This window comes from Bradyrhizobium diazoefficiens (assembly GCF_016616885.1).
GTDB lineage: Bacteria > Pseudomonadota > Alphaproteobacteria > Rhizobiales > Xanthobacteraceae > Bradyrhizobium > Bradyrhizobium diazoefficiens_F.
In genome coordinates this window covers 2278738-2305236 of sequence record NZ_CP067102.1, presented here as the reverse complement: position 1 = coordinate 2305236, position 26499 = coordinate 2278738, and the positions used below count along the sequence as shown (strand labels likewise).

The window sequence follows — 26499 nt, the reverse complement described above, 5'->3', positions numbered from 1 at the left end:
GGATAGCGTGCGGCGGGGCCCCTCGCCGCACGCATCCGGGATCGGCGGCACGCCTACATGCGGCCGCTTTATCGCTGCGGCATTGCCTCATCCATCATCGTCGCGCCAAAAAATCAGGATTTGACCGATCACTGATGCGATCGGTAAAATCGAGCACCAGCGCGGCATTGAGGCGACATTGACGGATATCGAGGGTGCGCGGTCCCCCAGGGGCGGGATCGTGCCGGGAATTCAATACTTGCGCGGTTTTGCAGCCATTCTGGTGGTGATCTGGCACGTCAACTGGCTGGTCAGCCTGCCGCCGTCTTACGGCGAGAGCCCCTTCGCGCTCGCCGAAACCGGCCTGTTCGGCGTCGCAATCTTCTTCGTCATCAGCGGCTTTATCATCACGATTGTTTCATTCGGGACGATCCGCAGCACGCGCGCGGAATTCTTCGTCCGGCGCTTCGTGCGCATCATTCCCTTCATGTGGGTATGCGTGATCGGGTACAACCTGCTGTCGATGGCCGGCACGGCGAAGATCGATCTTCTCCCCGGCCTGCGAGCCATGGCGCTCTGGCCGATCGGAGAGCTGCGGCCCCACGTGGTCTGGACGCTCAGGCACGAGTTCATTTTCTACATCCTGTTTGCATTCACCATGCTGCGGCCGCGCCCTCTTTCATATGTGCTGGCCGCCTGGTTCCTTGCGCCGCTGGCGTGGTACGCGGCGTCTCACCTGCTGGCGTGGCCGGAACTGCTGCAGCCCGAAAGTTCAGGCCTCGCGCTTGCGACCGTGGTCGGTTACGGCAACATCATGATGCCCAACCTTCAGTTCGGCATGGGTTTCGCGCTGGGCCTGCTGTGGCTGAAGGGGCATCCTCTCGTGCAGAGCCGATTCCCGGTGGCGTTCCTGCTCACACTCGCTGCGACCATCCTGGCAACCGCCCTTGTCGGGGCGACACTGTCGGAAGACAACGCCCTCCGCGCCCTGTGGTGGACGCTGTTCGCGACGATCGTCGTCTGGCTCGGCGTCGTTTCGACGGAAAAGCCGGGATCGCTGCATTCCCTCGGCATGCTGCTCGGCGATGCCTCCTATTCAATCTACCTCACCCACGCCGCGACTGCGGTCGTGCTGATTCAGATATCCGCGCGTCTCCACAATCCATTGCCGACCGCGCTGTTCGTCATCGTTGCCGTGATCGCGTCGGTCCTCGCCGGGATCCTGATCCACTGGTATGTCGAGCAACCGCTCATTGCCTATTGCCGTAGGCTCGGACGCCGCCGCTCGATTGTCGCATAGCGGCGATCGATTGGGCGAACGCCGCAATTCGATGCTATGCCAATGCGGCCTCACGGCCATGAATTGGCTATGAATTGGCTTCAACTCCGTGGCATCCGCTGATGCCGCCAAAACCGGCGTACGAAAGGCTGACGAGCATGTCGCAACCGGATCGAGACGCAGAGCTCGCAACCGTTTCGTTGCCGGGCGCCCTCGGCCGCGAGCGTCCCTCCGCTCCGACGCGCCTCTGGCGGCTGCCCGACACCATCCAGTCTGGCCTGGCGCGGCAGGAAACCGCGGAAAGCATTTTGGCGAGGAACAAGGGTCTCGGACCGGGCTTCAACATGATGCGGCATCTGCTGTCGCTGATTATCCTGTCGCATCACTGCAGAGTCGCTGTCGCCGGCCTGTTCGCCGGGGCCGCCTTCGTCAAGAAGCTCGATGAACCTGGCATGGCCGTCTATATCCTCAGGGACCCCGGCGCCGCGGCCTTTGACAAGATGGGCGGACTGACCGCGCTGTCCTTCAGCCACCTCCATGCGTCCGAAATCATCCAGGAATTGCTTCGGCCAGGGCTGATCGCGCTCGTCGGGATGTTCTTTGCGCTCAGCGGCTTCCTGGTCACTGGCAGCGCCATCAAGAACCCGGATCTCAAGACGTTCTTCATCAACCGCGTGTTGCGGATCGTCCCGGCGCTCAGCGTCGAGGTGACGCTCTGCGCGCTGGTGGTCGGGCCGCTGCTGACGCAATTGCCGCTGTCGCAATATTTGGCCGAGTACCAGTTCTACCGCTATTTCGGCAACATCGTCGGTCACGTCACGTTCGAGCTGCCGGGCCTGTTCCTGCACAATCCCTGGCCGGAGATGGTCAACGCCAATCTCTGGACCCTGCCCTGGGAGCTCTGGTGCTACGTCTTCGCCTTCGCGCTCCTGCTTGCGCGCATGATCTCTGGTGAGTCGCGAAAGATCCGCTGGATCACGCTCCTGGTGGGCGCAGCGCTCCTCGTCGAACTGGTCGCTTACCTCGTCGATCCCGCGACCTTCAACGTCCGATCCGATTCGACGCGGCTCGCCGGGTGGTACCTCGTCTTCATGTTCTTCTTCGGCATGTTGTTCCGCCTGCACGCCAGATACGTGCCGATCCACTGGACGATCTTTGCGGCGTCGGCGCTCTGCTACGCGGCGATCATGTGGCTCAACGTTCTGCTGCCGCTTGCCGGGATCTTCCTGACCTATTGCACGGTCTACATCGGCATGCAGAGCTTCAAGGCATTCGATCGCCTGTTCACCCAGGATCTCTCCTACGGCATCTACCTCTACGGCTTCCCGATCACGCAGGCGACGATCGACATCTTCCAGCGCGTGCTGGGGCCGGATCACCACCTCTCGCTGGCGATGATCCTGCCGATTGTCATCGCGCTGACACTCGGCTTTGCGGCCTTCTCCTGGAACGTCATTGAAAAACCGGCGCTGCGGCTGCGCCGGTTCTACCAGAGGCCCGCTTGACGCGATCAGGCCGCCCGGCTCTGCGCCATTTTCCGTGCGAAGATGTGTCGGAGCGTCCCATCGATGAACCGGCGCAGGCGTACCTCGATGATCTCGTAGCTGAGCGAGCTTGCGATCAAGGCGAGCGCCAGCCCAAAGATCACGAACCCGCTCCATAACAGCCAGCGATCGACACCGCGATCGACCAGCTTCAGCCCGATGACCTGCAATGGGAACAGCACGAACGGGTGAACGAGATAGAGGCTGTAGCTAATCTTGCCGAGGTACTGCAGCGGCGTCAGGCTGAACAGACCGGACATTCCCGATCCTATCGCCAACACCATTCCGAATAGCAGAAAGCCCGGAATCAGCGCAGCAAACGGCAGCACGTCGAGGGCGGCATACATGGCGGCAAAACAGGCGAGCCCGGCAACGACGCCTGCGGCTCCGCGCGTCCGAAAGCGCAGATTGGTCGCGCTGAACAACATGCCGATCACGAAGAAGGCAGTGATCGGCCAATGCAGGATGCAAAGAAAGCCGAGAAGGATTAGTGGCGCCGCAAGCAACCAGCTCTTCAGTCCCGCGACGGCACCGAAGCACAATGCGAACAGGATATAGAACGCCCATTCGTAGGTCAGCGTCCAGGCGTTTTGCTGGGCGATCGGAAGCCCGATCGCGTCCTGGACGAAGAACAAATTGGCGAAGAACGCCTGGAGATAGGTCGGCAGGTCCATGCCCCGGAAGAACTTGTATCCGACGATCGGGCCGGCCACGAACAGCGCCAGATGCAGCACGACGAAGACCGGCATGATGCGCAGAACGCGATCATACATGAACTTTCCGATCGATCCGTGCCGCACCAGGCTCGCGGGGATCAGAAAGCCACTGATCATGAAAAACAGTTCCACGCCGTGCCCGCCCGAGTTGATGACCGATTGCAGCCAAGGCCAGATCGGCGGCAAAAATCCCGGATTGGGGATGTCGTAGACACCGCCTTTCGGCATGTCGCAGAAATGGTCAATCAGAACGCTAATCGCTGCGACGCCGCGAAGGCCCTGAATGGATGGCACAAAACCGCCGCCCGTCTCGGCATAAGACGCGGGCGCCGGTACTGTCACTCTGCCACCTGACTGCGCAGGGACGGCTGGAGCGAAACCGAAGCAAGGCCTCGCGGGGAACGGAAACGATGCCCGAAACTGATGCAGGGCTTTTCGACCGTCAGATAGGTCAACCAACTGACAAGGATCGAAGCGGTGACGACTGCGGCAGCAAAGAGGAACCACTGCAAGGGGCCGTTCCCCGCGCCAAAAAAGTAGAAGATGACGATCATGGCAAACGATCCCATCAGGTAGACCGAATAACTGATCATCCCGACAAAGGACATGGAGCGCCAGGCGGCTTTCTCGCCGAGGGCCGCGAAGCCAATGAATACGCAGGCCGCCAGAATGTAGGCGGCGCCCATGCCGTAAGCGCAGAAAAAATTCTCCTGGTAGTCGACGCCGTAACGCCTGTACGCAACGCCCGCAGCAAAGATCACATAGAGAACAGCACAGATTCCGACATGGCGCCAACTGAGCTTGCCTTCCATGACGGTATCGCGGATCACCTTGCCGAAAAACATTGCCGTCAAATCGAGCGCCAGCTCAAGCACACCCCAAACGGCATGAATCTTGATGACTGGAAACGCAACGATTCCTACGACGCAGATTGCGATGACGATTTGGAACGCAGTCAAGCGACGTGCGAGAAAGCCGCTCGCGAACAGGCAAATACAGCTGACATAGAAAATCAGCTCTACCGCGAGTGTCCAATAAGCGATCCTGATGTTGGGAAAACCCATGAACATCTGAAACATGGTGGCATTGGCCGCGACATGCAACAGCGGGAAAGATTTTCCCTCAAGGGTGGGAGAGAGAACCAGTAGAAGAACGATCGACAACCAGTACGCCGGGTAGAGACGAAAAAAGCGACTGACAGCGAAATCCCGAACGGGCGCGGCACTGTTCGGAAAGCTGTAGGGAATCACGAAGCCGCTGACGAAGAAGAACAGCACCACGCCAAATCGACCGAAGTTGAAATATTCTCCAAGCGCATAGTGAAACGCCCAATAATAGCTCCCGGTTGGCTGATTGAGCACGATCTGCTCTAGAGCGTGCTGCAGTACGACTGCCAGCACGGCGATGCCGCGAAGTGTGTCAACGAAGGCCAATCGTTTATGCATCTTCATTCCTTTTACCGGTGGCTCACGTTGCCGATCGCGGCAGACTTGGCGCAAGACCGGGCCCCTCGTCCGACAGGCCCGCACGCACCATGCTTGGGCGCCGCGAGGGCTCTTGAAGCGCCACAGATACACGTCGCGAGAAGACATCGCTAAAGCTGAGCGCAATGATCAACAGCCCTGTTGCCGGACCATAGTTCAGCACGGTGATCGTGAAGAGATTAACGGTAAAGATCAGCGATAGCTTGTAAATGTCCGTAACGAAGAATGCGGAACGAAACACTATCCACATAAAGATGACGAACGGAAATCCAAACATCAGGTAGGTTCCGACATAAAAATTGTCGACCGGTACCCAATAAGACGCGAGATTCGAGAACAGCTGCTGCGGGTAATTGAAGCAACCGATGCCACATCCGGTGATGTAGCCGATTGGCATCAGCTCGCTCATGTAGACGAACGGCAACTGCCAGCTATTGTTGATTCGATCCATGATACTGAACAGCAGGCTCTTGTTGCCGACCGCAGTTCCCGAGGCAAGCAGGATGAGGGTAGCCGGCGCGAGGATCGCGGCAAAGGACGATATCGCGAGCGTCCTGACCGCGGAAAACTTCATTCGGTCAGGCAGCATCCGCACAATCAACAGCACAAAAAGATAGAAGGCGAGCACCAACATCGTCGTCTTGCTCGTGGTCAATTTGATCGCGTAAATCGCAATCGACCCGCAAACCACACACCAAAGGGTGCTTCGCCGGATCGACGTCGTAACAAAGCAAATTAGAATAAAGAAGCCCGCCATCGTGTTGTCGGACGCAAACCCGGACAGCCGCTGCTCCGCAGCCGCCCACCACAAGCGCCCCGCTTCGCGAACGGCGCCGAACGACTCGTATTTGAATCCGGTCCACGGCATCGTCCAGTATTTGGACAATATCACGCCGATAACCGAAGCGTAGAATACGCCTGTGAAGATAGCCAATAGCTTCTTGTACGACGACAGATCGGAATCGCAGAACGAGAAGCCAACGAAAACAGGAAGGATCATCTTGAATGACGATGACAGGGCGTTCACCGTGCCCAGGAAGAAGTAGCCGATGCCTAGCGAAAGGACGATCTGGAGCAGAACGAGAATCGCCAGAATGCTTCTGTTCCTAATGATGCAGCGATTAACGAACAAGAAGATGCAGAGCATCGCGATCACGTCCGGCAGGAACCAAAGCGCTCCGACGTGCAAGATCGTCGTGTAATACCGCACGACGCCGCCGAACGCATCGCGAAAGATATACGCAGTCAGCGCGATGGCTTCGAGGTTGAGGCCGAAGTCCGGAAACACAGGGCGCCTGGGACCTACCATGCGGACCAAATCCTAGTTTGACGGCCGAGCAGATGGCGCGGCCGTCGATGGAGAAAAAATTGGAGCCTTGCCAAAGGCGCGCCTGAGGAAGCTGCCGCCTGGAATCTCAACATAGCGATACGTAAAGTCCGAGAGGATGAGGACGGCGGCAAGGACGACAATGAGGTTCATGCTCGTGGCGAGCCCTGGATAAACAGAATCGAGCGCAGCAATCGGACGTGCGCCCAGGGCCTTCGCGAAATACTCGGCAAGGAGAACGACAAAGGCGTGAACCATGTAGACGGAGTAAGAGCGCCGTCCGAGCCAGACGAGCGGCTTCGTGGAGAGCAGCGTCGGCACCAGTGCGGCGTTGGGGAATGCGAGGAGCGAGCCCAAGAAGATTGCAAATGTGAGCGGAGCCACGAACGTCGTACCGGGATAGGCTTCTGCGATCGAGACCTGGGTGAGCGTGAGACCAAGGGCCATCATCTGGATCGCCCCTTGTGTGTAGCGATTGATCTCGTGTGGCAGGCGCGATACGAGCTTCGCCGTGAGAACGCCGAGGAAGAAGCTGGCGATACAACGCAGCAAACCGAAGTCGGTTTGAAGCTGCAGATCGGACTTTCCAAGGGCAAACGTGACGACGATCCAGCAGCCGAGGACAAGACCGATCGCGCAAACGTAGAAATATCTGATCGAGGCCAATCTTTCAGAGATCAGCAGCAACATGCCAAAGATCAGATAGGTATAGAACTCGACACTGATGCTCCAGCTCGGCCCGTTCCAACTCAGATAGTCCACGATTCCCAGTGAATGCAGCAGGAACACGTTCAGCAAGAAGGAATAGGCGTTGTTGACTTCGAACGCGGCTGGGTCGCTGGACAAAACGCCGATTGCGACGAAGCCGATTCGGACAAAGCGAAACACAAGAAGTGCAACGAGCATGACCAAATGGAGCGGATAGACGCGTGCAAGACGCCTCACCATGAAATCCGACAGAGAAAAGCGCCCAAAGTCGGTCTCGGCATAGCTCAGCGCCATCACGATGCCGCTCAAGACGAAGAACAGATCGACGAGTAGCCAACCGCTTCGAAAGAACGAGCAATCGATCCAAGCCTTGTACGGCAATGCCGCAAGAAACATCGGCATCAGAATGATGTGGTGAATCACGACGGTGACGGCAGCCACACCACGGACGCTGTCCAACGGAAGAACATGCGCTTTTTCGCGATGAGCGGGCACTGTCACCAGCAATTTCCTTGCACCTTGCAGTGCAGCATTTCTACTGGACATTCGACGTGAATACAATGTCCCGCCCGCACTCGTCGCATGCATGTCGATTGGAGGTGTCGCGCATATCCGAAGTAGTGGCGCGACGGTCCTTTTGCCGCAAGCGATGCACCCGACAAGCCACTATGAAGCGGCCGCGTGCCCCAGGATGTGCAGCTTGCCATCTGCAGAACGAGAAGCTCACCGCGCAACACACCTTTTGTTGCGTTAATGCTGCTCGCTTTGCGTGTTCGCGGATTGTGCAATTAACCTATTCATTCGGCGCGAATGTGGCAAAAGAGCACCGAGATTGGGATTGAAAGGCGGAGCCGCGGCGCGGCTCTCGGGAGTTGATCTTGTACAAGGCTTCGCGGTTTGCGGCGATCGGGGTGTTCGTGCTGTCCCCGCTGCCGTTCGGCTCCGCCGAGACGGTCTGGATCTGCATCTGGACGATGCTGCTCGCGTTCAGCCTCGCCACCGCCGACCTGCGCAGCGCGATGCTCGATGATTTCTACCTGTTGCTGCCGCTGTTCGCCGTTCTCGTTGTCGTCGCGGCCGTGATCACGGTTCAGTTATGGCCGAATTCACCCCTTCACGAGGTCGATGCAGCATGGGCGGTGGCGCGATGCGTGGTGGGAGTAGATCTGCCCGGCCGCGTCTCAGTCACCGCCAACGGCCCATGGCTCGCATTCGGCTATCCGCTGTTGTTTGTGCTTGCCTTCACACGCGCCGTCTACATCGCCACCGACGCGGAGGACGCGCGGCAGCTGCTGCGCATCCTCGCCTGGACGGGGCTCGCCTACGCACTCTACGGAATCCTCGCAGGGATCGGCGATCCGACCTCGCTCCTGTTCCGCCGCAAGGAGGCCTATATCGGCTTCGTCACGGGCACATTCGTCAACAGAAACACGGCTGCCACCTTCTTCGCGAGCTCTGCCCTGCTGTTTCTGATGCCATTGCTGCGCTTCATCTATCGCCAGGATCGGCCGAGCCGACCGCCTTCGCGACGAATGACCGCGCGGATCGCGTACTATCTGTCCTCCCCCGTGGCGCTGGGAGGCGGCTTTGTCGTCTGCCTGGTTGCGACGGCGATGACAGGCTCGCGCGCGGGGCTCCTGCTGCTGATCCTGACCATCTTTATGGCGACCGCCCTCTTCTTCGCACCACTGCGCATCGGCAAGCTGCGCCGCTGGGGCTGGCTCGCAGGAATCGCAGTGGCAGCGCTGCTCCTGTTTCAGCTCGTCGGCGGCGCAGTGGCGGGGCGAATCCTGTCTTACGGCCTCGTGGATGAACAGCGGTTCACGATGTATCGCACCGTACTGACCATGATCCAGGAGCATCCGCTGCTTGGGATCGGCTACGGAAACTTCGAGAGCGCATTTCCGGCCTACCGGCCGGATTCACTCGGCAGTCTCGGAGTCTGGGACCGCGCGCACAGTACACCGCTCGAGCTTGCAGTCGAGCTCGGCCTTCCCGCGGCTTGTTTGATTATAGTCACATGTCTCTGGTATCTTTACCATTTGTTAAATGGCAGCTTGCATCGGCGGCGCGACCGCTACATACCGATTATCGGTGCAAGTGTGGCGACGCTTAGCTTCCTGCATACGAGCATCGATTTCTCGTTGCAGATTCCAGGCTTCGGCGTGTTTTTTGCCGCGATCACCGGCTGCGGGCTGGCACAAAGCAGGCCCTCATCCGAGCAAAAAAAGTAGCGTCATTGCGGTTTTGGCAATATGTTAAGTCGAATTTATTCGATTGCATTTATTTGATTGCATGGCTGGGGAGTCGAATGCATAAATTAGTGGGGCTCGGGGCTGCCTTGCTCGCGATGACGGCAGCGACGTCGACTTTTGCAGCACAGAGCGGCTGCGTTCCAAATCCAGCAGTCCCATCGGAACGGGCAACCCAGTTCCTCGGTAATCCAGAGGCTCTTCTTGACCAGTTCAAGGACGGCCAGGGCGGCCTCGCCGCACAGATTCGCGATCTCCTGACCAATCGGCCAGAGAGTCTGGAAGGCATGGCCTCGCTCGCCAAGGCGAGCTCGGATGATCAGGGCCGCGCGATTGGCGCAGGAATGGGCACCGCCGCAGCAGTCTGTGTGCTGACGCAGCCTCAGTTCGCCCAGCAGATCCAAGAGGTCGCGTTGAAGTCCGACAAGCCCGGGCTGATCCAGTCATTCACGAGCATCACCGGTGACATCCCGACCGAGGCCATCACCGGCGCGGACGCCAACGGCGATACGACCGCAGGTGGCGGACAGGGGACGACATCAACTCCGAGCGCGGGCGGCGCGATCAGTCCGGCTCCGCCCCCCTCGTTCACCGCCGGAGCAGGCGCTGCCTCTCAGTCGACAACGACGACCCTGTTCGCGGCGTCAACCGGAACATCGTCGCTCACGGCCACCAGCCCGTCACGCTAGTCCCGGAACGAAATCAAACTCAGCGCATTGATTAACTAAGCCGGCCACGCGCACACGTGGCCGGCCAATTGCATGCAATTTTAGAGGTTCGGGGAACCTCGCTCTAAAAGCTTTGTGCGAGACCTGTTGCGTCAGACGGATAACGGGGGATGACATGAAACTGTTGTACGCGCCGTTGCTCGCAGCCCTCATCGCCTGCGCCGGCAACACTGCGAAGGCCGAATCGGATAGCGCACAGCGTCCGGCCGGAGCTTCGTTCATCGAAGAGTTCGACAACGCACTTGCGCCGATGAACTTCGTCAAGTTCTGCATGAAAAACGAGGCGGAATGCGGCACCGACACCAGCGAGCGCACATTGCCACCTGCCGGCACCGCCATGGTGATTCTTCGTCAGGTGAATATCTCGGTCAACGAATCCATTGCGCCGATGCGCAAGCCGACGGATCCGGTGACCGCAAACTGGACCGTCTCGCCGTCAGCAGGTGACTGCAACGACTACGCGGTCACCAAGCGACACCAACTGATCGCGATGGGATGGCCGCAGGCGGCCTTGCGTCTTGCGGTTGTGCGGATCGACGGCGGACAGGGCCACTTGGTGCTGGTGGCACGGCTTTCCGATGGCGACGTGGTGCTGGACAATCTGTCCTCGGACGTTCGCCCCTGGAATTCGCTCGGCTACGAATGGATTTCGATGCAGTCCGGTGCCAACCCGCGCTTCTGGGTGAACATCGGCGATCATGGACGCAAGCTTCGCGAGAAGCGCTTCGCTTCCCTTTCCGGTTCGTCGCTCTGATCGTTGCACCTTCGGATCCCACTTCTTAAGCTGATCCTGTAGATCGACGCCCGCGGCTCTCGCCGCGGGCGTCGTCGTATCCTCTGTTCAAAACAGGTCATCCCCGCATTGTGAAATTTGCTATGAATTTCTGGGGTTTCAGACTATATTTTGCACCGCACAAGAATTTGACATAGTTAAGCGCGACACTCGGTTTGAGCGAAGTCTTGCGGCGATTTGAATGAACGCAATGGATGGTTTGACCCTGCCTCAACGACGACAATCTGTCGATCGCTCCGCGAGCGGTTTCCGCCTGGTGATCGCATTGGCACTGCTGATTGCTGTCTGCCTCGGTGGCCGGTGCGAAGCTCAATGCGTCGATCAGGCGAACCGCGTGCCTGCAGCCGCCCTGCAAGGCTTTCAAATGGAGCCTGCATCGCTGTTGCGCGAGGTTCGCAATGATCGAAGCAAGCTCGCCGGCCGCCTCGCCGCCTATATCGTCACTGACATCTCTGTCCTGCCCAGGGTGCGCGATCTGGTCAGCGAGTCGGCTGGCGCCGATCGCAACGCGATCGGCGCAGCCTTGCGCCGAGCACAGCTGATGTGTTTGCCTCGCAAGCCTGAAACCTCGCAGAAGATCAGTGAGTTCGTACGAAAGCTGGCAGACTCGGCCGTGAGCTCCGGCTACTCAGCGGAGCTGGAGGCCGTGGAATTCGACCCGAATTCGGCCGCGTCCCACCCCATCGGAAATGCACCACCGCGGTCGCCCGATAAGTCGGCTGGAAGCGCCAGCGCTTTAATGACCGGAGAGTGGCAGACAAACATCGCCGATCCGTTCGACGCTCCACCGCTTCCCCAATAACCTCATGTCAGTTTGATGAACATTCAGATGTACCAGCCCAGAGAGCAGTTTCAGCTGCACGAGAGATCCGCGCTCGAACTGGCAGGGGCGACGCTGAGCGTCGAACGCGTGCTGGGAATCCTGCGGCGGCAGTGGCCGCTGATCACAGCGATCATCGGCGGTGCCCTCGCACTCGTTCTCGTTTACCTCCTGACCGCGACGCCGATGTACACGGCGAACACGCGCATCCTGATGGACACCCGCCAGACCCAGGTGCTCGACAAGGACACCGGCGTCTCCGCGCTGATCGACCCCGGCTTCGTCGACAGCCAGGTCGAGATCATCACCTCGGACGACCTGATCCGGTCCGTCGTCCGTCGCATGAATCTGACGGCTGATCCCGAGTTCAACGGCTCGGATCCGGGCCTGCTGCCCGCCATTATCGGGAAGGTCATCGGACTGTTCGGATCCGACGGGCCTGCCTCGAAGGAACGCATTGAACGCGGCACGGTCGCCGCGGTTGAGAACAACCTCAAGGTCGAGCGCCTGCTGACGACCTACGTCTTGTCGGCCAGCTTCCGTTCACGGGACCCCGACAAGGCGGCCCAGATCGCCAACGAGATCGCCGATGCCTATATCGTGGGCGCTCTCGACGCGAAGTATCAGTCCACCAAGCGCGCCAGCGAATGGCTGCAGCAGCGCAGCGCCGAGCTGCGCGAGCAGGCGACCGCCAGCGATCGCGCCGTGCAGACCTTCAAGAGCCAGAACAATATCGTCGGTACCAGCCGCGGCCTGATGAACGAACAGCAGCTCACCGACGTGAACACGCAGCTCATCCAGGCGCGCGCGGCCACCTCCGAGGCCAAGGCACGGCTCGACCGCATCGAGGCGATCAGCGACAAGGATCTTGCCCAGCCGACGGTCACCGACGCGCTGAACAATCCCGTGATCACTCGCCTGCGCGCTCAATATCTCGATCTGTCGGCGCAGTATTCCGATTGGTCGGCCCGCTACGGCAAGACCCACCAGGCCTCGGTCAATCTCGCCAACCGCATGGAAGAGCTGCGCAAGTCGATCGCGGACGAAGTCAAGCGTATCGGCGATGCCTATCGCAGCGATTACGAAATCGCCAAGAGCCGCGAGACCTCGCTGGAGGAAAACCTCAAGAATCTGGTCAGCCAGGCCGGCAATACCGGACAGGCACAGGTGAAGCTGCGCGACCTCGAGAGCGCGGCCGACACCTACCGCAACCTGTACAACAGCTTCCTCGAGAAGCAGCAGCAGGCAATGCAGAACCAGAGCTTTCCGATCAGCGAATCCCGCATCATCAGCACCGCTGTGAAGCCGGACCGCAAGAGCTCCCCGAAGACGGTGCTCTCCCTGATCGGCGCCCTTTTCGGCGGTCTCTGCTTTGGCCTGGGCGCCGCTTTTGCCCGGGAGATGCTGAGCGACGTCCTGCGCTCTCCGACCGAGGTCGAGGACGAGATCGGCGTCAAATGTCTCGGGGTGCTTCCGGCCATTGGCGCCAAGGCGATGGGCTTGCCGAAGGCGCGAGGATCGCGATCGCACGATGGCACACCGGTCGAGGCCAGCGGCCAGCTGTCCCGCTACGTCATCGACCATCCCTTCTCGCGCTATGCTGAGACCATGCGCAACATCAAGGTCTCGATCGATCTCGCCCGCCTGTCTCGGGAGGTGAAGATCATCGGCATCGTGTCCTCGCTTCCGAAGGAAGGGAAGACCACGGTTTCCGCCAACTTCGCGCACCTCACCGCATTCACCGGCAAGCGCGTGCTGCTGATCGACGGCGACCTCCATACGCGCTCGCTGACCAAGGAGCTCGACCCGACCGCCAAGAGCGGGTTGCTCGAGGCTCTCAAGAATCCGCAATCGGTTGGACATCACATCCGGCGCAGCGCGGAGACCGGGCTGGATTTCCTGCCCTCCTTCGCCGTTACGCGCATGGTGAACTCCGCCGACATCATGGCCTCGAAGGCGATGGCCGATTTGTTGGCGCTGCTGCGTAACGAATACGACTACATCGTCATCGATCTGGCGCCTGTGATGCCGGTGACCGATGCCAAGGCTATCAGCCACCTCATTGACGCCTACGTCTATGTCATCGAATGGGGCCGCACGACGCGTACGGCTCTGCAGGAATCGATGTCGAGCTCCGAAGGCATCCAGAAGAAGGTGCTGGGCACCGTTCTCAACGGTGCAAACCCGAAGATGCTGAAGCGCATCGAGGGCTACAAAGGCTCGCACTACAACGCGTACTATGTCGAGGGAGCCTAAAGGCGACGCCGGCGCATCTCGTCGCCCGCGCTGGCTCGCGCGCGCCGCCAATTGTTTGCTGGCGGCCTTCGCCCTGGCGTGGGGCGTATCGACCCTCTCCTATCTGACCGATCCCACGGTATCGCGGGTTGCCCGGCAAATCGCCGCAGGCGAGAGCTATGACGCGCCGTTGCTGAGGCGCATCGTGGCGGCGAACCTGCCGGCCGCTCAGCACCAGTGCGAACCAAAGGTGCTTCGGGAGTTGCTGGTCCTGCAATTGTCGGCCGCCGACATCACCGTCCGCAGCACCGACCTGACACAGGCGGATGCGGATGTTGATGCCGTCCAGCGGATGAGCAAGATCCTGATGGGATGCGCTCCGACCGAGTCGCTCGGATGGCTGGGGGCGTTCTGGGCTGGCTCGCGCCAGGACGGACTAACGTCCAGAACCGTCGCGCTTCTCGGCCAATCCTACCGCCTGGCACCGCATGAGGTCTGGCTGCAAATGATGCGCGTGCCTCTCGCCTTCCGGGCATTCGACGCGCTGCCCACGGCGTTGACGGACGCTGCGGTACAGGATTTCAACGACGTCTTCCACGACCGGCTGTATCCCAGCGCCGCCGCGCTCTACGTCAAATCCCCGGCGTCGGCACGCGGCAGACTTCTCGATCTGACCTGCGACGTGTCCGAACGGGAGAAATTGGCTTTCTGGTATCTCGTCCGGGACGCCGGAGGAAAGATCCAGCATCGGTGCTATCCGGCAGACGACCGTCCGCGCTACTTGCTCGAGAATTAGCCGGCGGTTTCCCTGCTTCACCGATAGCGCGCGGACCGGAGCGCCGCGTTAGCTGATGATCGATGCCAAGGAAAATGTCTCTGCCGCCGACGGACAGAGGCCCGCGCTTCTCAGTAGGCCTCCTGATGGACCAGCGCCAGAGCGGTCTTCAGGATGATCCTGATGTCCAGCCAGATGCTCCAATTGCTGACGTACCAGACATCGTACTCGACCCGCTTCTCCATCAGGTCGATGGTCGGCGTCTCGCCGCGGAAACCGTTGACCTGGGCCCAACCGGTCAGGCCCGGCTTCATGTGGTGCCGATACACGTAGTTGCTGATCAGCTGGTCGTAATAATTGTCATGCGCGAGCGCATGCGGCCGCGGTCCGACCAACGACATCTCACCGCGCAGGACGTTCCAGAGTTGCGGCAACTCGTCGATGCTGGTCCGTCGCAGCACGCGACCGACGCGGGTGACCCGGACGTCAGACTTAGTCGCCTGCGTCACGGTGTGGCCATTCTCCGCCACCGTCATGGAACGAAACTTCCAGATCTGGAACGGCTTGCCGTTGAACCCGCGGCGGGACTGCTTGAAGATCACATTGCCGATCGAGTCGAGCTTGATCATGATCGCTGCCGTCATCAGCAGCGGTGCCAGCAGCAACAGGGCAAACGAGGCAAGGCCGATATCCAGGCAGCGCTTCTGCGCCCGCTCGAACACAGTGAGCGGCGCACGCTGGATCTCGATGGCAACCGTGCCGCTGACCGGCTGGAACGGCCGTGAGACGAGATCGGCGATCGGAAAGTCCGGCAAAAGGCGAATCGGCTGGGGAACCACGCGCAGGTGCTGGCTCAGTCTCTGGAGCAGCGGCATCTCGTCCCAGTCGATGACCAAAAGATATTCCTCGACATCGGCCGCACGCGCCTGACGCACGACGTCGCGAATCTCGTGATCCCAGCCCGAGCCATCCTCGGACGGCCCGAGAACGAAATGACGCACGACATTGAAGCCGTGCTTGCGCAGGTCTTTGAAACGGCTCGACGTGAAATCGAGCGGCTTCAAGCTGAGCAGCACGACCTTGCGGTCGACCAGGCGGCCTCTGGCATAGCTCGAGTTCAGCGCGATGCGCCACAGCCCCCGGAGGCCACCGAGAGCAACACCACCGGTCGCAGCAAATAGCAGCGTGGTTCCCCGCGACAGATCCGCCGACGATTTGAGCAGGAACGCCTCGACCGCGAGAATGGTCAGCGAGACGGCCCAGATTGCAAGCGTCTTGCGAAGCTGCCAGACCGTGTTGAGAAGACGATGATGATCGTAGACGCCCTGGAAGTAGGAGATCGTCACGAACACGGCGGCGACCACGAGACCTGCACCGACCGACGAATCCTGCTCGGCAACGAGCAGGCGATACAGACCAGTCGCCGCGAAATAGCTCAGCAGGAGCGCAAGAAAGTCGCCAGCGATCAGAGCGAGCTGGAGGGGACGTTGGAGGGCACCGCGACGGTTCGATACAACCGAATAATAGTTTTCCGAACCATAAGTTGCTACAGCCATCCGAACCTCGCTGCCTCGTCACGCACTCGCAACCGCCGAGTTGCAAGCAGTCGATTTAATTTACGGTGCGCGTTCGGCAATCTCTTAACTAAACAAAGCAACAATGCGGCACCGCACCTAAAAGATCAAATCTATTTTCTGCAATGCGGCAGCTGCATACGTGCATGCTCAACGTGTCGTCACAAGCCTGACATTCAACTGAGCATCACGCCGCGTTTCGCATCAAATCATTCTAAATTTATACATTGTTGCGCGCGCATTTGAACGATTGTTCAACCCTGTTGCTTAAGCCGACCTTAGGCCGGCGCCATTAACACTCATGGCAGTTTCTTGGGAGTTGTGCCGTGAGTACCGTCGCCATTTTCAGTCTGCTGATCGGATCGTTGCTCGGCGGCCGATTCCGGATTTTCATTCTGCCTCCGGCGATCGTGCTGGGCGGAGCGATGATCGGCGCCGTCTCTGCATGGCAGGGACAGGGCCCGGCTCACATTGTCGTTATGGTCATTGTCTTTGCCGCCGTGCTCCAGCTTGGCTATCTCTGTGGCGCCCTTCTGCTTCGCATGCGTGCGGCGGCGAATCGCACCAAGGCTTCACCGTCGTTCGACAGCCGCAGCTTCGGCTGAGTGCACCAAGCGCCGCAAATCGACGCCTCATCGGACCGCACGGGTGAGAGGACAGCCGCACGAACCGGCGTTCACTTGGCGTGGACAAAAAAGCCGCTCGTGCCGGCCCGAATTCGTCGATAGCATATTGACATCCCGGGCGAAGCTCTCTGAAAGAGTTGGACCCCATGGTCACAATCCCGACTCAGAACCCGCCCCGGCCGAAGCTGCCGAACGGCGTGCGGATCTACGCACTCAGTGACATCCACGGCTGCGCGCATCTGCTCGAGCAAATGTTCGCCGTCATCGATGCGGACATGGCAAATAGCCGACCCTATCGCGCGATCGAGGTCTTTCTCGGCGACTACATCGATCGCGGACCGGACTCGCGTCACACCCTCGATCTGCTGATCGACCGCAGCCGCCGCCGCAACACGGTCTTTCTCAAGGGCAATCACGAGGCCTATTTCACCTCGGTGCTGGATGATCCCTCGCGCACCGCCGACTGGTTTCAGTTCGGCGGCCTCCAGACCTTGATGTCCTACGGAATCTCGGCAACGCCCGATCTCAGCAAGGACGAACAGTCCGATCTCGTGCGCGAGCTCACCTCCGCGATGCCGCCGCAGCACATTGCGTTCCTGCGCCAGTTGCGGCCGACATTCACATGCGGCGACTTCTTCTTCGTGCATGCCGGCGTTCGTCCGGGAATCCCCCTATCCGAGCAGCGGGAGCAGGATCTGCTGTGGATCAGGGACGAATTTCTCCAGAGCAAGAAGCGTTTCGGCAAATACGTCGTGCACGGCCATACGCCGGTGCGCCAGGCCGAGCTGCTCGAGAACCGTGCCAATATCGACACCGGAGCGTATGCGACCGGCAACCTGACCCTGCTGTCGATTCAGGGCAACAGCATGCTCGCGATCTAGCGACGCGCCTGCGCGCGGCGCGAAGCGTCAATTGGTCTGGCTTGCCGACGGCCGGTATTCCGGGAATCGGCTGAGCATCGCGGCCTTCAGGAATTTGAAATGGGCGATCGAGGCGCTGAGTTCCTTGAGCCTGCGCTGGCCGTTCAGGATTTCCTTGTCGAACAGATCCTGATGGTGATTGTCCAGCGCCTCACGCTCCAGATATTCGTCGTCGCCATTGCCGATGGTCACGGCCGCGCGCGCCAGCACGTCCTCCACCCGGCGGTTCAGTCCTGATTGCTCACGCTCCGCCGCATGCAGCGCGTCCTCGATTGCGACCATGATGGCCCCGATGCGCGTGCGATCAGTGTCGGCGTCGCGCTCGGGCGAGCGGGCGCGGAACGTCTGCTCCCCGCCGAAACGGTCTTTCAGGAAATTGTGAGTGCGGGCCCGCAAGAAGAGCTGAAACATGCGTGCACTTTCCGGTTCGAGGCGCCAACCCGGAAAATGGGCCCTGGATGGTTAACAAAGTTTAAAGGCTGCGGAACGTTGTGCTCCGATGCCGCCCTGTGAACCCGCGTTCAGATCGTCGCCTTGAGGGCATCCAGCTCGCGATCGAGCGCCTGCTGCCAGCTGGGCGGCGTAATGCCGAACCGCTCGCGCAGCCGCGTGAGGTCAAGGCGAGAATTGGCGGGCCGCTTCGCCTTGACCGGAAATTCGTCCGATCGGATCGGAACGATTTCCTTCACGGCGAATTTGGCGCCCCTCGATTGCAACCCGGCAACGATCGCAGTCGCAAAGCCGTGCCAGCTGGTCTCGCCCGCACAGACCAGATTGACGACGCCGCCTCGCGCCTCGAACGTCTTGCGAAGGTCATCGTCGCTCTGCGGCAGCATTGCAACCACTGCTTGCGAAATCGTATCGGCTGTCGTTGGCGCGCCGACCTGGTCGCCTACGATCTTCAATTGCTCGCGCTCTCCGGCCAGGCGCACGATCGTCTTGAGAAAATTCGCACCGGTGGCAGCGTATACCCAGGACGTACGCGCGATCACATGCAGAGCACCTGCCTCGGCAATGGCCTGGTCGCCGGCAAGCTTGCTTTGGCCATACACCGAGAGAGGCGCCGGCGTGCTGTCCTCGCGCCAGGCACGATCGCCGGAGCCGTCGAAGACATAGTCCGTCGAAAAGTGCACCAGCGGCACGCCGCGGGGCGCCGCCCACTGGGCGATGGCCCTGGGAGATTCCGCATTGATTCGAAAGGCGAGCTCTCGCTCGTCTTCCGCACGATCGACAGCCGTGTAGGCGGCGGGATTGATGATCAGATCCGGCTTGATCGAATCCAGCTTGCCGGCAAGCTCGTCCGGCCGCGACAGATCGAACTCTTCGAGCGCCGGCGCAACGATATCGGCCCGCCCTTGAAGCAGCGGAAGCAGAGCTCCGCCCACCTGTCCCGCAGTGCCCGTCAGAAGGATCTTCATGTCAGATCTCCCCGTAGCGCGGGAGATTCTTCACATCCGCGAGCAAGGGCGCATCGGCATCCTTGGGCGAAAGCGCGGGGTCTGCGAGGCCCCAGTCAATACCGATCGCCGGGTCGTTCCATCGAACCGAGATCTCGTCCTTCGGGCTGTAGAGCGCGTCGCATTTGTAGAAGAAATCGGCCGTCTCGGAGAGAACGGCAAAGCCATGCGCGAAGCCGCGAGGAACCCACAATTGCCGCCGATTCTCCTCGTTCAGTTCGACAGCAACATGACGCCCAAAATTTGGGCTACCGACGCGGACGTCGACAGCAACATCCAGGACGCGACCGCGGAGCGCCGTGACCAGCTTGCCCTGCGCGCCCGGATTTTGTAGGTGCAGCCCACGCAACACGCCATGACGCGAGCGTGACAGATTGTCCTGAACGAACGGCTGCGCAACTCCGCTCTGCGCGTAGCGCTCGAATTGGTAGGTCTCCAAGAAAAAGCCGCGTTGATCGCCGAATAGCTTCGGCTCGATGATCAAAACCTCGGGCAGGTCTGTCTTGATAACGTTCATTGCAGCGTCTTCTGCTCCGCACACACAACGATCTTGTGCAGCGCACACTATCTGATATTTTCGAATTGGTAAACCAGAGGGACCTATGAAGGGAATTATACTCGCTGGCGGAACAGGCTCACGCCTTTTTCCCGTCACGACAGTGGTATCGAAGCAGCTGCTTCCGGTTTTTGACAAGCCGATGATCTACTATCCGCTGTCGACATTGATGCTCGCTGGAATTCGCGACATTCTCATCATCTCGACGCCGCAGGACAAGCCGCTGTTCCAGCGCCTGCTCGGCGACGGGTCCGAGATCGGCATCAACTTCTCGTACGCCACACAAGAGTCTCCGCGCGGTCTTGCCGACGCCTTCATCGTCGGTCGCGAATTCGTGGGATCGGATTCCGTCGCGCTGGTTCTCGGAGACAATATCTTTTACGGCCACGGACTTCCGGAAATGCTGGCCAGGGCGGCAACTCGCAAGAGCGGCGCCACGATCTTCGGCTATGTCGTCAACTCACCCGAGCAATACGGCGTGGTCGAGCTCGATAGTGACGGACGCGCGCGCTCGATCGAAGAGAAGCCCAAGCAGCCGAAGTCGAATGTGGCCGTCACTGGCCTCTATTTCTACGACAACGGCGTGGTCGACATCGCTGCGGGGATCAAGCCTTCGGCGCGCGGCGAGATCGAGATCACCGACGTGAACAATGCCTACCTCGCACGTGGCGACCTGTTCGTCGAAGTGCTCGGGCGCGGGTTTGCCTGGCTCGACACCGGGACGCACGCCTCGCTGGTCGAAGCCAGCCACTTCGTTCAGATCCTGGAACAGCGCCAGGGCTTGCGCATCGCCTGCCCCGAGGAAATCGCGTTGCGGCGCGGTTACATTTCTCTCGAAGCCTTCAAGAAGGTTGCAGAGAGGACCGCCAAGAGCAGCTACGGCGAGTATCTGCAATCGGTAGCCCGTTCCTTCGCCGCTCAAGACTGAGGCAGATCATCCATGCGTTTCGAAGGCTCCACGATTTTCGTCACGGGCGGTGCAGGTTTCATCGGCTCTGCAGTCGTCCGTCATCTCCTCCGCGACACGCACGCGCGCGTCGTCAATATCGACAAGCTGACGTATGCGGCGAATCTCGAGTCGATCCCTGGCGCCGAAGCAAACCCGCGTTATGCATTCGAGAAGCAGTGCATTTGCGAGGCAGCCTCGCTTCGCAAGCTGTTCGAGAAGTACCAGCCCGTCGCGGTGATGAATCTGGCGGCCGAGAGCCATGTCGATCGTTCGATCGACGGCCCCGGCGAATTCATCCAGACCAACATCGTCGGCACCTTCACGCTGCTGCAGGAAGCGCTGCGATACTGGAGGGCCCTGAGCCCGGATCGCCGCTCGCAATTCCGCTTTCTCCACATCTCCACGGACGAGGTGTTCGGGTCGCTCGGCAAGGACGGTTACTTCACCGAGGCCACGTCCTATTCACCCAACTCGCCCTACTCGGCGAGCAAGGCATCCTCCGACCATCTGGTTCGCGCCTGGCGCGAGACCTACGACCTTCCGACGATGGTGACGAACTGCTCGAACAATTACGGGCCGTATCACTTTCCCGAGAAGCTCATTCCCCACATCATCATCAAGGGGCTCGCCGGCGAGCCGCTGCCGGTTTACGGCGACGGACAGAACATTCGCGACTGGCTCTACGTCGAGGATCACGCCAAGGCGCTCACGCTCGTGCTCGAGCGCGGTGCGGTCGGCGAGACGTACAATGTCGGCGGCCGAAACGAGCGCAGCAATTTGCACGTTGTGGAAAGCATTTGCGACCTGCTGGACGACATGTCGCCGCGCACGGCGGGCTCCCGGCGCGGCCTTATTTCGTTCGTCGCCGACCGCCCCGGTCACGATCGCCGCTACGCGATCGATGCTTCGAAGCTCGAGCGCGAGCTCGGCTGGCGCGCTGACGAGAATTTCGAAAGCGGCCTCGCCAAGACGGTTCGCTGGTTCTTCGACAGTCGCAACTGGTGGCAAGCCATTCTCGATCGCGGCTATCAGCAGAAGCGTATCGGTCTCGGCTAGCGGATCGACCACCCCCTCGTGGCAGCTGCCGTCCGGCAAGATGTGACGCCAGGCTGACCGCGCCGATCTGCAAGAGGGACTCATACGAGGATGGACGAATCATACTTCGTCTGGATTCGCGGCCTGGATGGTCGTCCGAGACCACAGATCTGGGACGCGGACCAGTTTTCTGGCCCTGAATGGAAGTTCAGGCACGTCATGGCCCGGCATGCTCTGAACGCAAGAGTACGCGGGATGGGGCTGGACCGCCTCGCGAAGCTTTTTCCCGCGCCAGCCAGCCCGGACGAGTTGACCTAGGGCTCCGGCCTATAGGACTCAACATAGGGTCGATCGACGCGGCTCTGTGCCATCCAGAGCTTCCATGCATCTTCATGCTTGGCATATAGCTCCAGCCAGCGCTGCTCGCCGGGAGCAGGCGGAGAGCTCTGCTCTTTCCAGATCGCTTCGGTTCGACCGCCATCCGGTTCGCTGTCGAGCCGCTCGAACTCAAAAGTCTCCTCGGGCGTAAGACCGATCAGAACGCGCCTGCCGACCGCATCGACGAAATATCGCCGCGGCGCATTGGTGTTCCTGACGCTCGTCATGCCGCACCACCTCTTTCGCAATCCACGGGCCGCTCAGACCAACAGGACAACGCCTGCAAGAACTGTGCGCAACTCAATAAGGAGATCCAAGGGGAACAATGTCCGGCACGGTCCAACCTGTCAGGTATGGTTGCTTTCGCGCCGTATGCTTTCGGCGGAATCCACTCAGAATGCACGGCGCGCCCTGGCAAACGACACGTGCTGGCGCTCCCATGCAGCATGGCCCGGTCGCTGCTCCCTGTGCGCCCGCCGCGCGCGCATCGCATAGCCGACGCAGAAGCCAATGAAGATCGAAATCAGAATCGAAACCAAACCCATCCGAACGTCTCTCTATTTATTTGGCCGCGCGTCCGTCGCCTCCATTCGGCGAGCAAACATTCTCATCTTCGAGTTGTGTCGAGATCGTGATCACGGTCGCTGATTTTGTCGTCACAGGCGGGAATTTTTGGGCAGCAGCGTGCTTGCTTCCTGGCCGTTCGCATCAACCAACCAGCCAGATGAAGAACTTCACTGACAGCAGAATGATGAAATAGGCCCACCCCGCCATTGCGATCAGCGCAACGCCGAGAAAGGCACCTTCGAATGCCCGCTCTCTGATCTTCGCCAGAGGCTTGGCAGATAGCGTTTTTTGAAGCATCTCGATCTTCTTTTTTATTCGTATCGCTCGCACGATCATAGCCGAACGAATTCGACGATCTCGTGACAGGTGCAGACGAGAAACGGACGATGCGCACGCGGACTCCTTCACGACATCGATCTTCAACGAATTTTGAATCGATTCGGCGCGCAGCATCGGGTGACGGAACAAATTTTCCCAAGGGTGCGCCCAAGCGGGATTTGAACAACACAATGGTTTGCAACTTTTACGAGAGACCGTCCGACTGCATGTGAAATTTTCGCAAGCGGTCTTGTCGGGAGAGCCGAGACCGGCTCGGCGGCAACCGGACATGGTGGCGGAACGTCAGGCCGGATGGCTGCGACCGTCGTTGATCGGCGCGCGAGGCAAGAAAAACCCCGGAGTTGTACGGAGCGCCAGACGCCGATTTCCTCGCGGTAAGGTTGAGGGGTTAGCTTAATCCCGGTTGTTTGTTGCGAAGTCTCACCGATCGCATATCCATCTTCGCACCCGGGTTTCCCCAAGCCCGGCCCCACCCAAGCAAAGCCGTCGAGCGACATGGGTCCGCTTGGCGGCTTTGTCGTTGTGTCGATGCAAGAGGATCATTTCGGTTATGGCGCGGAAGCCCTGGTCGTTCAAGGAAGACCGCCGGCTCATGGAGCTGGCCAAATCTTCGACGTCGTTGGAGGAGGCGGCAAAGCAGCTCGGGCGATCGCCCGACGCGATCAAGCGCATGGCCTTGCGTCTCGGCCTGGCGCTCAAGTCAAAGGCCGCAAAGAAGAGCTAGTCGGCGTACGCAGCGCGAGCTGCGTACGCAGCGCGAGCGACAATTCGTGGACGCGGGCCAATGCCGTCGGCACCAGCCGAATGCAAGTCGCAAAACGACGCATTCCAGACGCTTCAGCACCCTCGATCTCTCCGCGTGCGGATGTTAGACTCTTCAATTGAACGTCGGCTGTTTGCCGCCGAGGACGATCGCTCGGCGGCCTCGGTACCCGATCGATGATTCGTTGGAGGATTGCACCATGTTGTCCCGCGTTCTCGTCGTAGCCTTGCTGCTGGCTCTGCCCTCCGTGGCGTCGGCGCAAGTCCCCGTGGGGTTCGGATTCCCAAAAGGCGCACCCTGGTGTGCGTTCGGCTTCGATTGCAGATTCCTGAATTTCCACGAATGTGCGGACCGGATCTATGATCCCGCGCGCAACTGCCTCAAGAATCCCTACTTCGCGGCCCGCTACCCGACCGATGTCGACAAGGGCTGGTCCTACAATCGGCGTTGAACGCCGCGCCTCGCCGGCGCCATCGTCTTGCAATGAGACGATCGTCGTCGCGCCTGCCCCGACGGGCCAGACCCGCGGATGACGAGAATTTGGGCAGCGCCGATGGGCTGGCCTTTACTTGACAAGCGGAACTCTCGGACCGCCTCAGCATTGTTCCCTAAAGGAATGCGGAAGGCGGAGGCCGTCATGGCAAACTCTTTCCTAATCACGATGTCGATTTGGTTCGCAGTTAATATCCTGTTCGTGGCGTGGCGATTGTGGGTGACCAGGCCGGATAGCTGGAAAATGGGCACCGGCGCTCGCCATCTCAGTCCCGTCAGCGTGAAATCGCATTTGCGCCGCCACTTCTGACGCTGCCGAGACCACCGGTCGCGGCAGAGATCTTCGGGCGCTGCCGCGTCGCTTGATCCTGACGTTCACGCAACCGCATGCGATCGCCTTAAACCCTATCTTAGCGCCTCCAAGCTTAGAGTTCTGGTCATTCTCTCTTAACCTCTGCGGGCCGGATGAAAGCAGCACGGCCGAAATTCCTACTGGCGGCGCTCGTGCTTGCGGGCATGGCTGCGTTTGCGCTCGTCGGTCATATCGCGGCGACGCGGTTCATCCGGGATCAGCAGACGCGCCAGCTCGACGAGTTGACCGAAGTCGTGCTGCGCCGGTCCGAATTCGCCGTCGACTTCGCGACCGCGAGCCTTGACGAGCTGGCCGGCCGCGGGCTCGCCACATGCGCCCCCGCCTCGCTCCAGGCAATCCGCCTCCACGTCTATCAACGCTCCGCCGTGAAGGACGTCCGCCTCGTCAATTCCGACGGCTCGGTGATCTGCTCGGCCTATTCCGAGACGCTCGAATTCGACAAGGGCTGGGTCGATCGGGCCGACATGCTTGCCTCGCGCGATTCGAAGCTGATGCTGTTCCGTGTCGAGCAGTTCGGCGGCGACGCGCTCGGCGTGCTCAGGGACATCGGCGACAACAAGGCACTGGTCGCCATCCCTCGGCATCAATCCCAGCCTGTTCGACATCATGCCGGCCGAGCTGCGCGCCCATGGCGAAGTGCTGCTTGCGCTCAAGAACGGCGCGCAGCTCGGTGAGTTCGCGCTCGAGGCCGACAAGACCCTGGCGCATCCGGTCGATTTTGAGAAAAGCTCAGCGCGCTATCCGTTGCGCGCGGTCATCCGCATTGACAAATCCGTGCTGTCGACATGGAACAGCGAGGTCTACTGGCCGGCGATGGCGGTCGCGGTCGCACTCGGCGTGCTGTTCGGTATCCTGCTGTCGCGGACGCGGCGCATGGAGGGGCCCGTCGCCGATCTCGATCGTGCGCTGGCTCGGGGTGAATTCAAGCCTTACTTCCAGCCCAGCTCTCGTTCAATGTCGTGCCTAGGCATATCCTCAGCGCCGGCTTCGAGTTTTTCGTCGACACCATCACGGTGGACGCCTCGACGACGACAATCGTGGAGATGCTGGTGGCGCTCGCCAGGGATTTCCACATGACCGTGGTTGCGGAAGGCGTCGAAACCGAGGAGCAGGTCCGCGCGCTGATCTCATGCGGCGTCGAGGAAGGGCAGGGCTATCTCGTCGCCGCGCCCCTGCCCTTTGCGAAATTCAGCGAATTGATGGCGTCGCGGCGTGCCGCGCCCGCAGTCGCGGCTCCGGCCGGCGACACACTGGTGGCCTGACCGGGCCGTCTGGCCCGAATTCGAACAGTTGTCATCCGAACATGTCCCGGCGCGAACCACCAGTCATGAACACACAATCGACGACATACGCCCCTTAACGATATTCTCCGCTTTCGAGAGCGGCACGCAGGTCGACCGGCTATGATGCTGCAATGCGCCGAAATCATCTCATCGCAGCTGCGGCCATCTGCCTTGCGCTGATCATCTATGCCACGCTGGCTACGCTTGCGGGCAGGCCGGTGCTGATCGGCCATGCCGAGGCCTATTGGGTCGTCGTGATCGAGCGCTTCAGCGCCTATTGCCTGCTGGGCTTCCTGCTGTCCTTCCTGCTGCCGGGACGCTTCGGGCTGGCTTGCGCATTCGTGATCGCCGTCGCCGTCGGGCTCGAAATTTTGCAGGCGATGGTCCCCGACCGCGATCCGCGGTTCTTCGACGTGCTGCAAAAGTCTGCCGGCGGCATTCTCGGCGTCAGCCTCGCCCAGACCATTCTGGCCTTCCTGCCCAGACCGCCGTCCTGACGCGAGCGGCGTCAAATCACATCGCGGCCGCGATGTGCGGGATAAACCTG

At 60.4% G+C, this 26499-nt stretch carries 28 protein-coding genes; 18 read left to right on the top strand and 10 right to left on the bottom strand.

Annotation, left to right across the window (positions count from 1 at the left end; genetic code table 11):
- Positions 1-220: 220 nt before the first annotated feature.
- Positions 221-1279, top strand: a complete 1059-nt coding sequence (locus JJC00_RS10415) for an acyltransferase family protein (RefSeq protein ID WP_200472481.1) — start codon at positions 221-223, stop codon at positions 1277-1279.
- A 137-nt stretch (positions 1280-1416) separates the two neighbouring features.
- On the top strand, positions 1417-2763 hold the full coding sequence (locus tag JJC00_RS10410) for an acyltransferase family protein (protein ID WP_200472480.1): 1347 nt from the start codon (positions 1417-1419) through the stop codon (positions 2761-2763).
- Positions 2764-2768: 5 nt separating this feature from the next.
- Here JJC00_RS10410 and JJC00_RS10405 read toward each other — a convergent pair whose 3' ends face one another.
- From JJC00_RS10405 to JJC00_RS10390, 4 genes are read right to left on the bottom strand one after another with little or no spacing between them, the layout of a single operon-like run.
- Complete coding sequence (locus tag JJC00_RS10405) at positions 2769-3860, bottom strand: acyltransferase family protein (RefSeq protein ID WP_200472479.1); 1092 nt, start codon at positions 3858-3860, stop codon at positions 2769-2771.
- Positions 3857-4969, bottom strand: coding sequence for an acyltransferase family protein (locus JJC00_RS10400; RefSeq protein WP_246774166.1), 1113 nt, complete (start codon positions 4967-4969; stop codon positions 3857-3859). Before JJC00_RS10400 ends, JJC00_RS10405 begins: the two co-directional genes overlap by 4 nt.
- 16 nt (positions 4970-4985) lie before the next feature.
- The gene (locus JJC00_RS10395; protein ID WP_200472478.1) at positions 4986-6311 is read right to left on the bottom strand and encodes a hypothetical protein; all 1326 of its coding nucleotides are present in this window, start codon (positions 6309-6311) and stop codon (positions 4986-4988) included.
- A 12-nt stretch (positions 6312-6323) separates the two neighbouring features.
- The gene (locus tag JJC00_RS10390; protein WP_246774165.1) at positions 6324-7538 is read right to left on the bottom strand and encodes an acyltransferase family protein; all 1215 of its coding nucleotides are present in this window, start codon (positions 7536-7538) and stop codon (positions 6324-6326) included.
- A gap of 377 nt (positions 7539-7915) precedes the next feature.
- Here JJC00_RS10390 and JJC00_RS10385 point away from each other — a divergent pair, with 377 nt between their 5' ends.
- The 6 genes from JJC00_RS10385 to JJC00_RS10360 all read left to right on the top strand — a co-directional run bounded on the left by JJC00_RS10385 (position 7916) and on the right by JJC00_RS10360 (position 14661).
- Entirely contained in the window at positions 7916-9271 is a 1356-nt protein-coding gene (locus JJC00_RS10385; protein ID WP_200472476.1) for an O-antigen ligase family protein, read from the top strand.
- 116 nt (positions 9272-9387) lie between these two features.
- On the top strand, positions 9388-9978 hold the full coding sequence (locus JJC00_RS10380; RefSeq protein WP_246774271.1) for a hypothetical protein: 591 nt from the start codon (positions 9388-9390) through the stop codon (positions 9976-9978).
- Positions 9979-10267: 289 nt separating this feature from the next.
- Complete coding sequence (locus JJC00_RS10375; protein WP_246774164.1) at positions 10268-10771, top strand: transglutaminase-like cysteine peptidase; 504 nt, start codon at positions 10268-10270, stop codon at positions 10769-10771.
- Positions 10772-10991: 220 nt separating this feature from the next.
- Positions 10992-11612 carry a hypothetical protein gene (locus tag JJC00_RS10370; RefSeq protein WP_200472475.1) on the top strand — a complete coding sequence of 207 codons (621 nt, stop codon included), beginning with the start codon at positions 10992-10994 and terminating at the stop codon, positions 11610-11612.
- A gap of 27 nt (positions 11613-11639) precedes the next feature.
- Positions 11640-13886, top strand: coding sequence for a polysaccharide biosynthesis tyrosine autokinase (locus JJC00_RS10365; RefSeq protein ID WP_200472474.1), 2247 nt, complete (start codon positions 11640-11642; stop codon positions 13884-13886).
- Entirely contained in the window at positions 13870-14661 is a 792-nt protein-coding gene (locus JJC00_RS10360; protein WP_200472473.1) for a hypothetical protein, read from the top strand. Before JJC00_RS10365 ends, JJC00_RS10360 begins: the two co-directional genes overlap by 17 nt.
- A 110-nt stretch (positions 14662-14771) precedes the next feature.
- On the opposite strand, the gene JJC00_RS10355 is transcribed toward JJC00_RS10360, so the two are convergent.
- Entirely contained in the window at positions 14772-16196 is a 1425-nt protein-coding gene (locus JJC00_RS10355) for an undecaprenyl-phosphate glucose phosphotransferase (RefSeq protein WP_246774163.1), read from the bottom strand.
- Between the two features lie 344 nt (positions 16197-16540).
- On the opposite strand from JJC00_RS10355, the gene JJC00_RS10350 reads away from it, so the two are divergent.
- On the top strand, positions 16541-16819 hold the full coding sequence (locus JJC00_RS10350) for a hypothetical protein (RefSeq protein WP_200472472.1): 279 nt from the start codon (positions 16541-16543) through the stop codon (positions 16817-16819).
- Positions 16820-16986: 167 nt separating this feature from the next.
- On the top strand, positions 16987-17721 hold the full coding sequence (locus JJC00_RS10345) for a metallophosphoesterase family protein (RefSeq protein ID WP_200472471.1): 735 nt from the start codon (positions 16987-16989) through the stop codon (positions 17719-17721).
- 27 nt (positions 17722-17748) lie between these two features.
- Here JJC00_RS10345 and JJC00_RS10340 read toward each other — a convergent pair whose 3' ends face one another.
- The 3 genes from JJC00_RS10340 to rfbC form a co-directional block, all read right to left on the bottom strand.
- On the bottom strand, positions 17749-18171 hold the full coding sequence (locus tag JJC00_RS10340; protein WP_200472470.1) for a hypothetical protein: 423 nt from the start codon (positions 18169-18171) through the stop codon (positions 17749-17751).
- Positions 18172-18281: 110 nt separating this feature from the next.
- On the bottom strand, positions 18282-19178 hold the full coding sequence (gene rfbD / locus JJC00_RS10335) for a dTDP-4-dehydrorhamnose reductase (protein ID WP_200472469.1): 897 nt from the start codon (positions 19176-19178) through the stop codon (positions 18282-18284).
- Between the two features lies 1 nt (position 19179).
- Entirely contained in the window at positions 19180-19734 is a 555-nt protein-coding gene (gene rfbC, locus JJC00_RS10330; protein ID WP_200472468.1) for a dTDP-4-dehydrorhamnose 3,5-epimerase, read from the bottom strand.
- Between the two features lie 85 nt (positions 19735-19819).
- Here rfbC and rfbA point away from each other — a divergent pair, with 85 nt between their 5' ends.
- Together rfbA and rfbB are read left to right on the top strand one after the other, a co-directional pair.
- Positions 19820-20701, top strand: coding sequence for a glucose-1-phosphate thymidylyltransferase RfbA (rfbA, locus tag JJC00_RS10325; protein ID WP_200472467.1), 882 nt, complete (start codon positions 19820-19822; stop codon positions 20699-20701).
- Positions 20702-20713: 12 nt separating this feature from the next.
- Positions 20714-21778, top strand: a complete 1065-nt coding sequence (rfbB, locus tag JJC00_RS10320) for a dTDP-glucose 4,6-dehydratase (protein WP_200472466.1) — start codon at positions 20714-20716, stop codon at positions 21776-21778.
- A gap of 293 nt (positions 21779-22071) precedes the next feature.
- Here the strand turns inward: rfbB and JJC00_RS10315 are convergent, their stop codons facing one another.
- Both JJC00_RS10315 and JJC00_RS10310 read right to left on the bottom strand, forming a co-directional pair.
- Positions 22072-22362, bottom strand: coding sequence for a hypothetical protein (locus JJC00_RS10315; protein WP_200472465.1), 291 nt, complete (start codon positions 22360-22362; stop codon positions 22072-22074).
- A gap of 481 nt (positions 22363-22843) precedes the next feature.
- Entirely contained in the window at positions 22844-23155 is a 312-nt protein-coding gene (locus JJC00_RS10310) for a hypothetical protein (protein ID WP_200474387.1), read from the bottom strand.
- A 436-nt stretch (positions 23156-23591) separates the two neighbouring features.
- Between JJC00_RS10310 and JJC00_RS10305 the strand changes: the two genes are divergently transcribed.
- From JJC00_RS10305 to JJC00_RS10290, 6 genes are all read left to right on the top strand, one after another.
- Positions 23592-23765, top strand: a complete 174-nt coding sequence (locus JJC00_RS10305) for a hypothetical protein (protein ID WP_187437049.1) — start codon at positions 23592-23594, stop codon at positions 23763-23765.
- Positions 23766-24003: 238 nt separating this feature from the next.
- Positions 24004-24255, top strand: a complete 252-nt coding sequence (locus tag JJC00_RS10300) for a hypothetical protein (RefSeq protein ID WP_200472464.1) — start codon at positions 24004-24006, stop codon at positions 24253-24255.
- 506 nt (positions 24256-24761) lie between these two features.
- On the top strand, positions 24762-25343 hold the full coding sequence (locus JJC00_RS38060; protein ID WP_246774162.1) for a CSS-motif domain-containing protein: 582 nt from the start codon (positions 24762-24764) through the stop codon (positions 25341-25343).
- Positions 25276-25746: a hypothetical protein gene (locus tag JJC00_RS38055; RefSeq protein WP_246774333.1), complete on the top strand. Its 471-nt coding sequence runs from the start codon at positions 25276-25278 to the stop codon at positions 25744-25746. Before JJC00_RS38060 ends, JJC00_RS38055 begins: the two co-directional genes overlap by 68 nt.
- The gene (locus tag JJC00_RS38050) at positions 25713-25931 is read left to right on the top strand and encodes an EAL domain-containing protein (RefSeq protein ID WP_246774270.1); all 219 of its coding nucleotides are present in this window, start codon (positions 25713-25715) and stop codon (positions 25929-25931) included. Before JJC00_RS38055 ends, JJC00_RS38050 begins: the two co-directional genes overlap by 34 nt.
- 152 nt (positions 25932-26083) lie before the next feature.
- Entirely contained in the window at positions 26084-26449 is a 366-nt protein-coding gene (locus tag JJC00_RS10290; protein WP_200472463.1) for a VanZ family protein, read from the top strand.
- Positions 26450-26499: the final 50 nt, after the last annotated feature.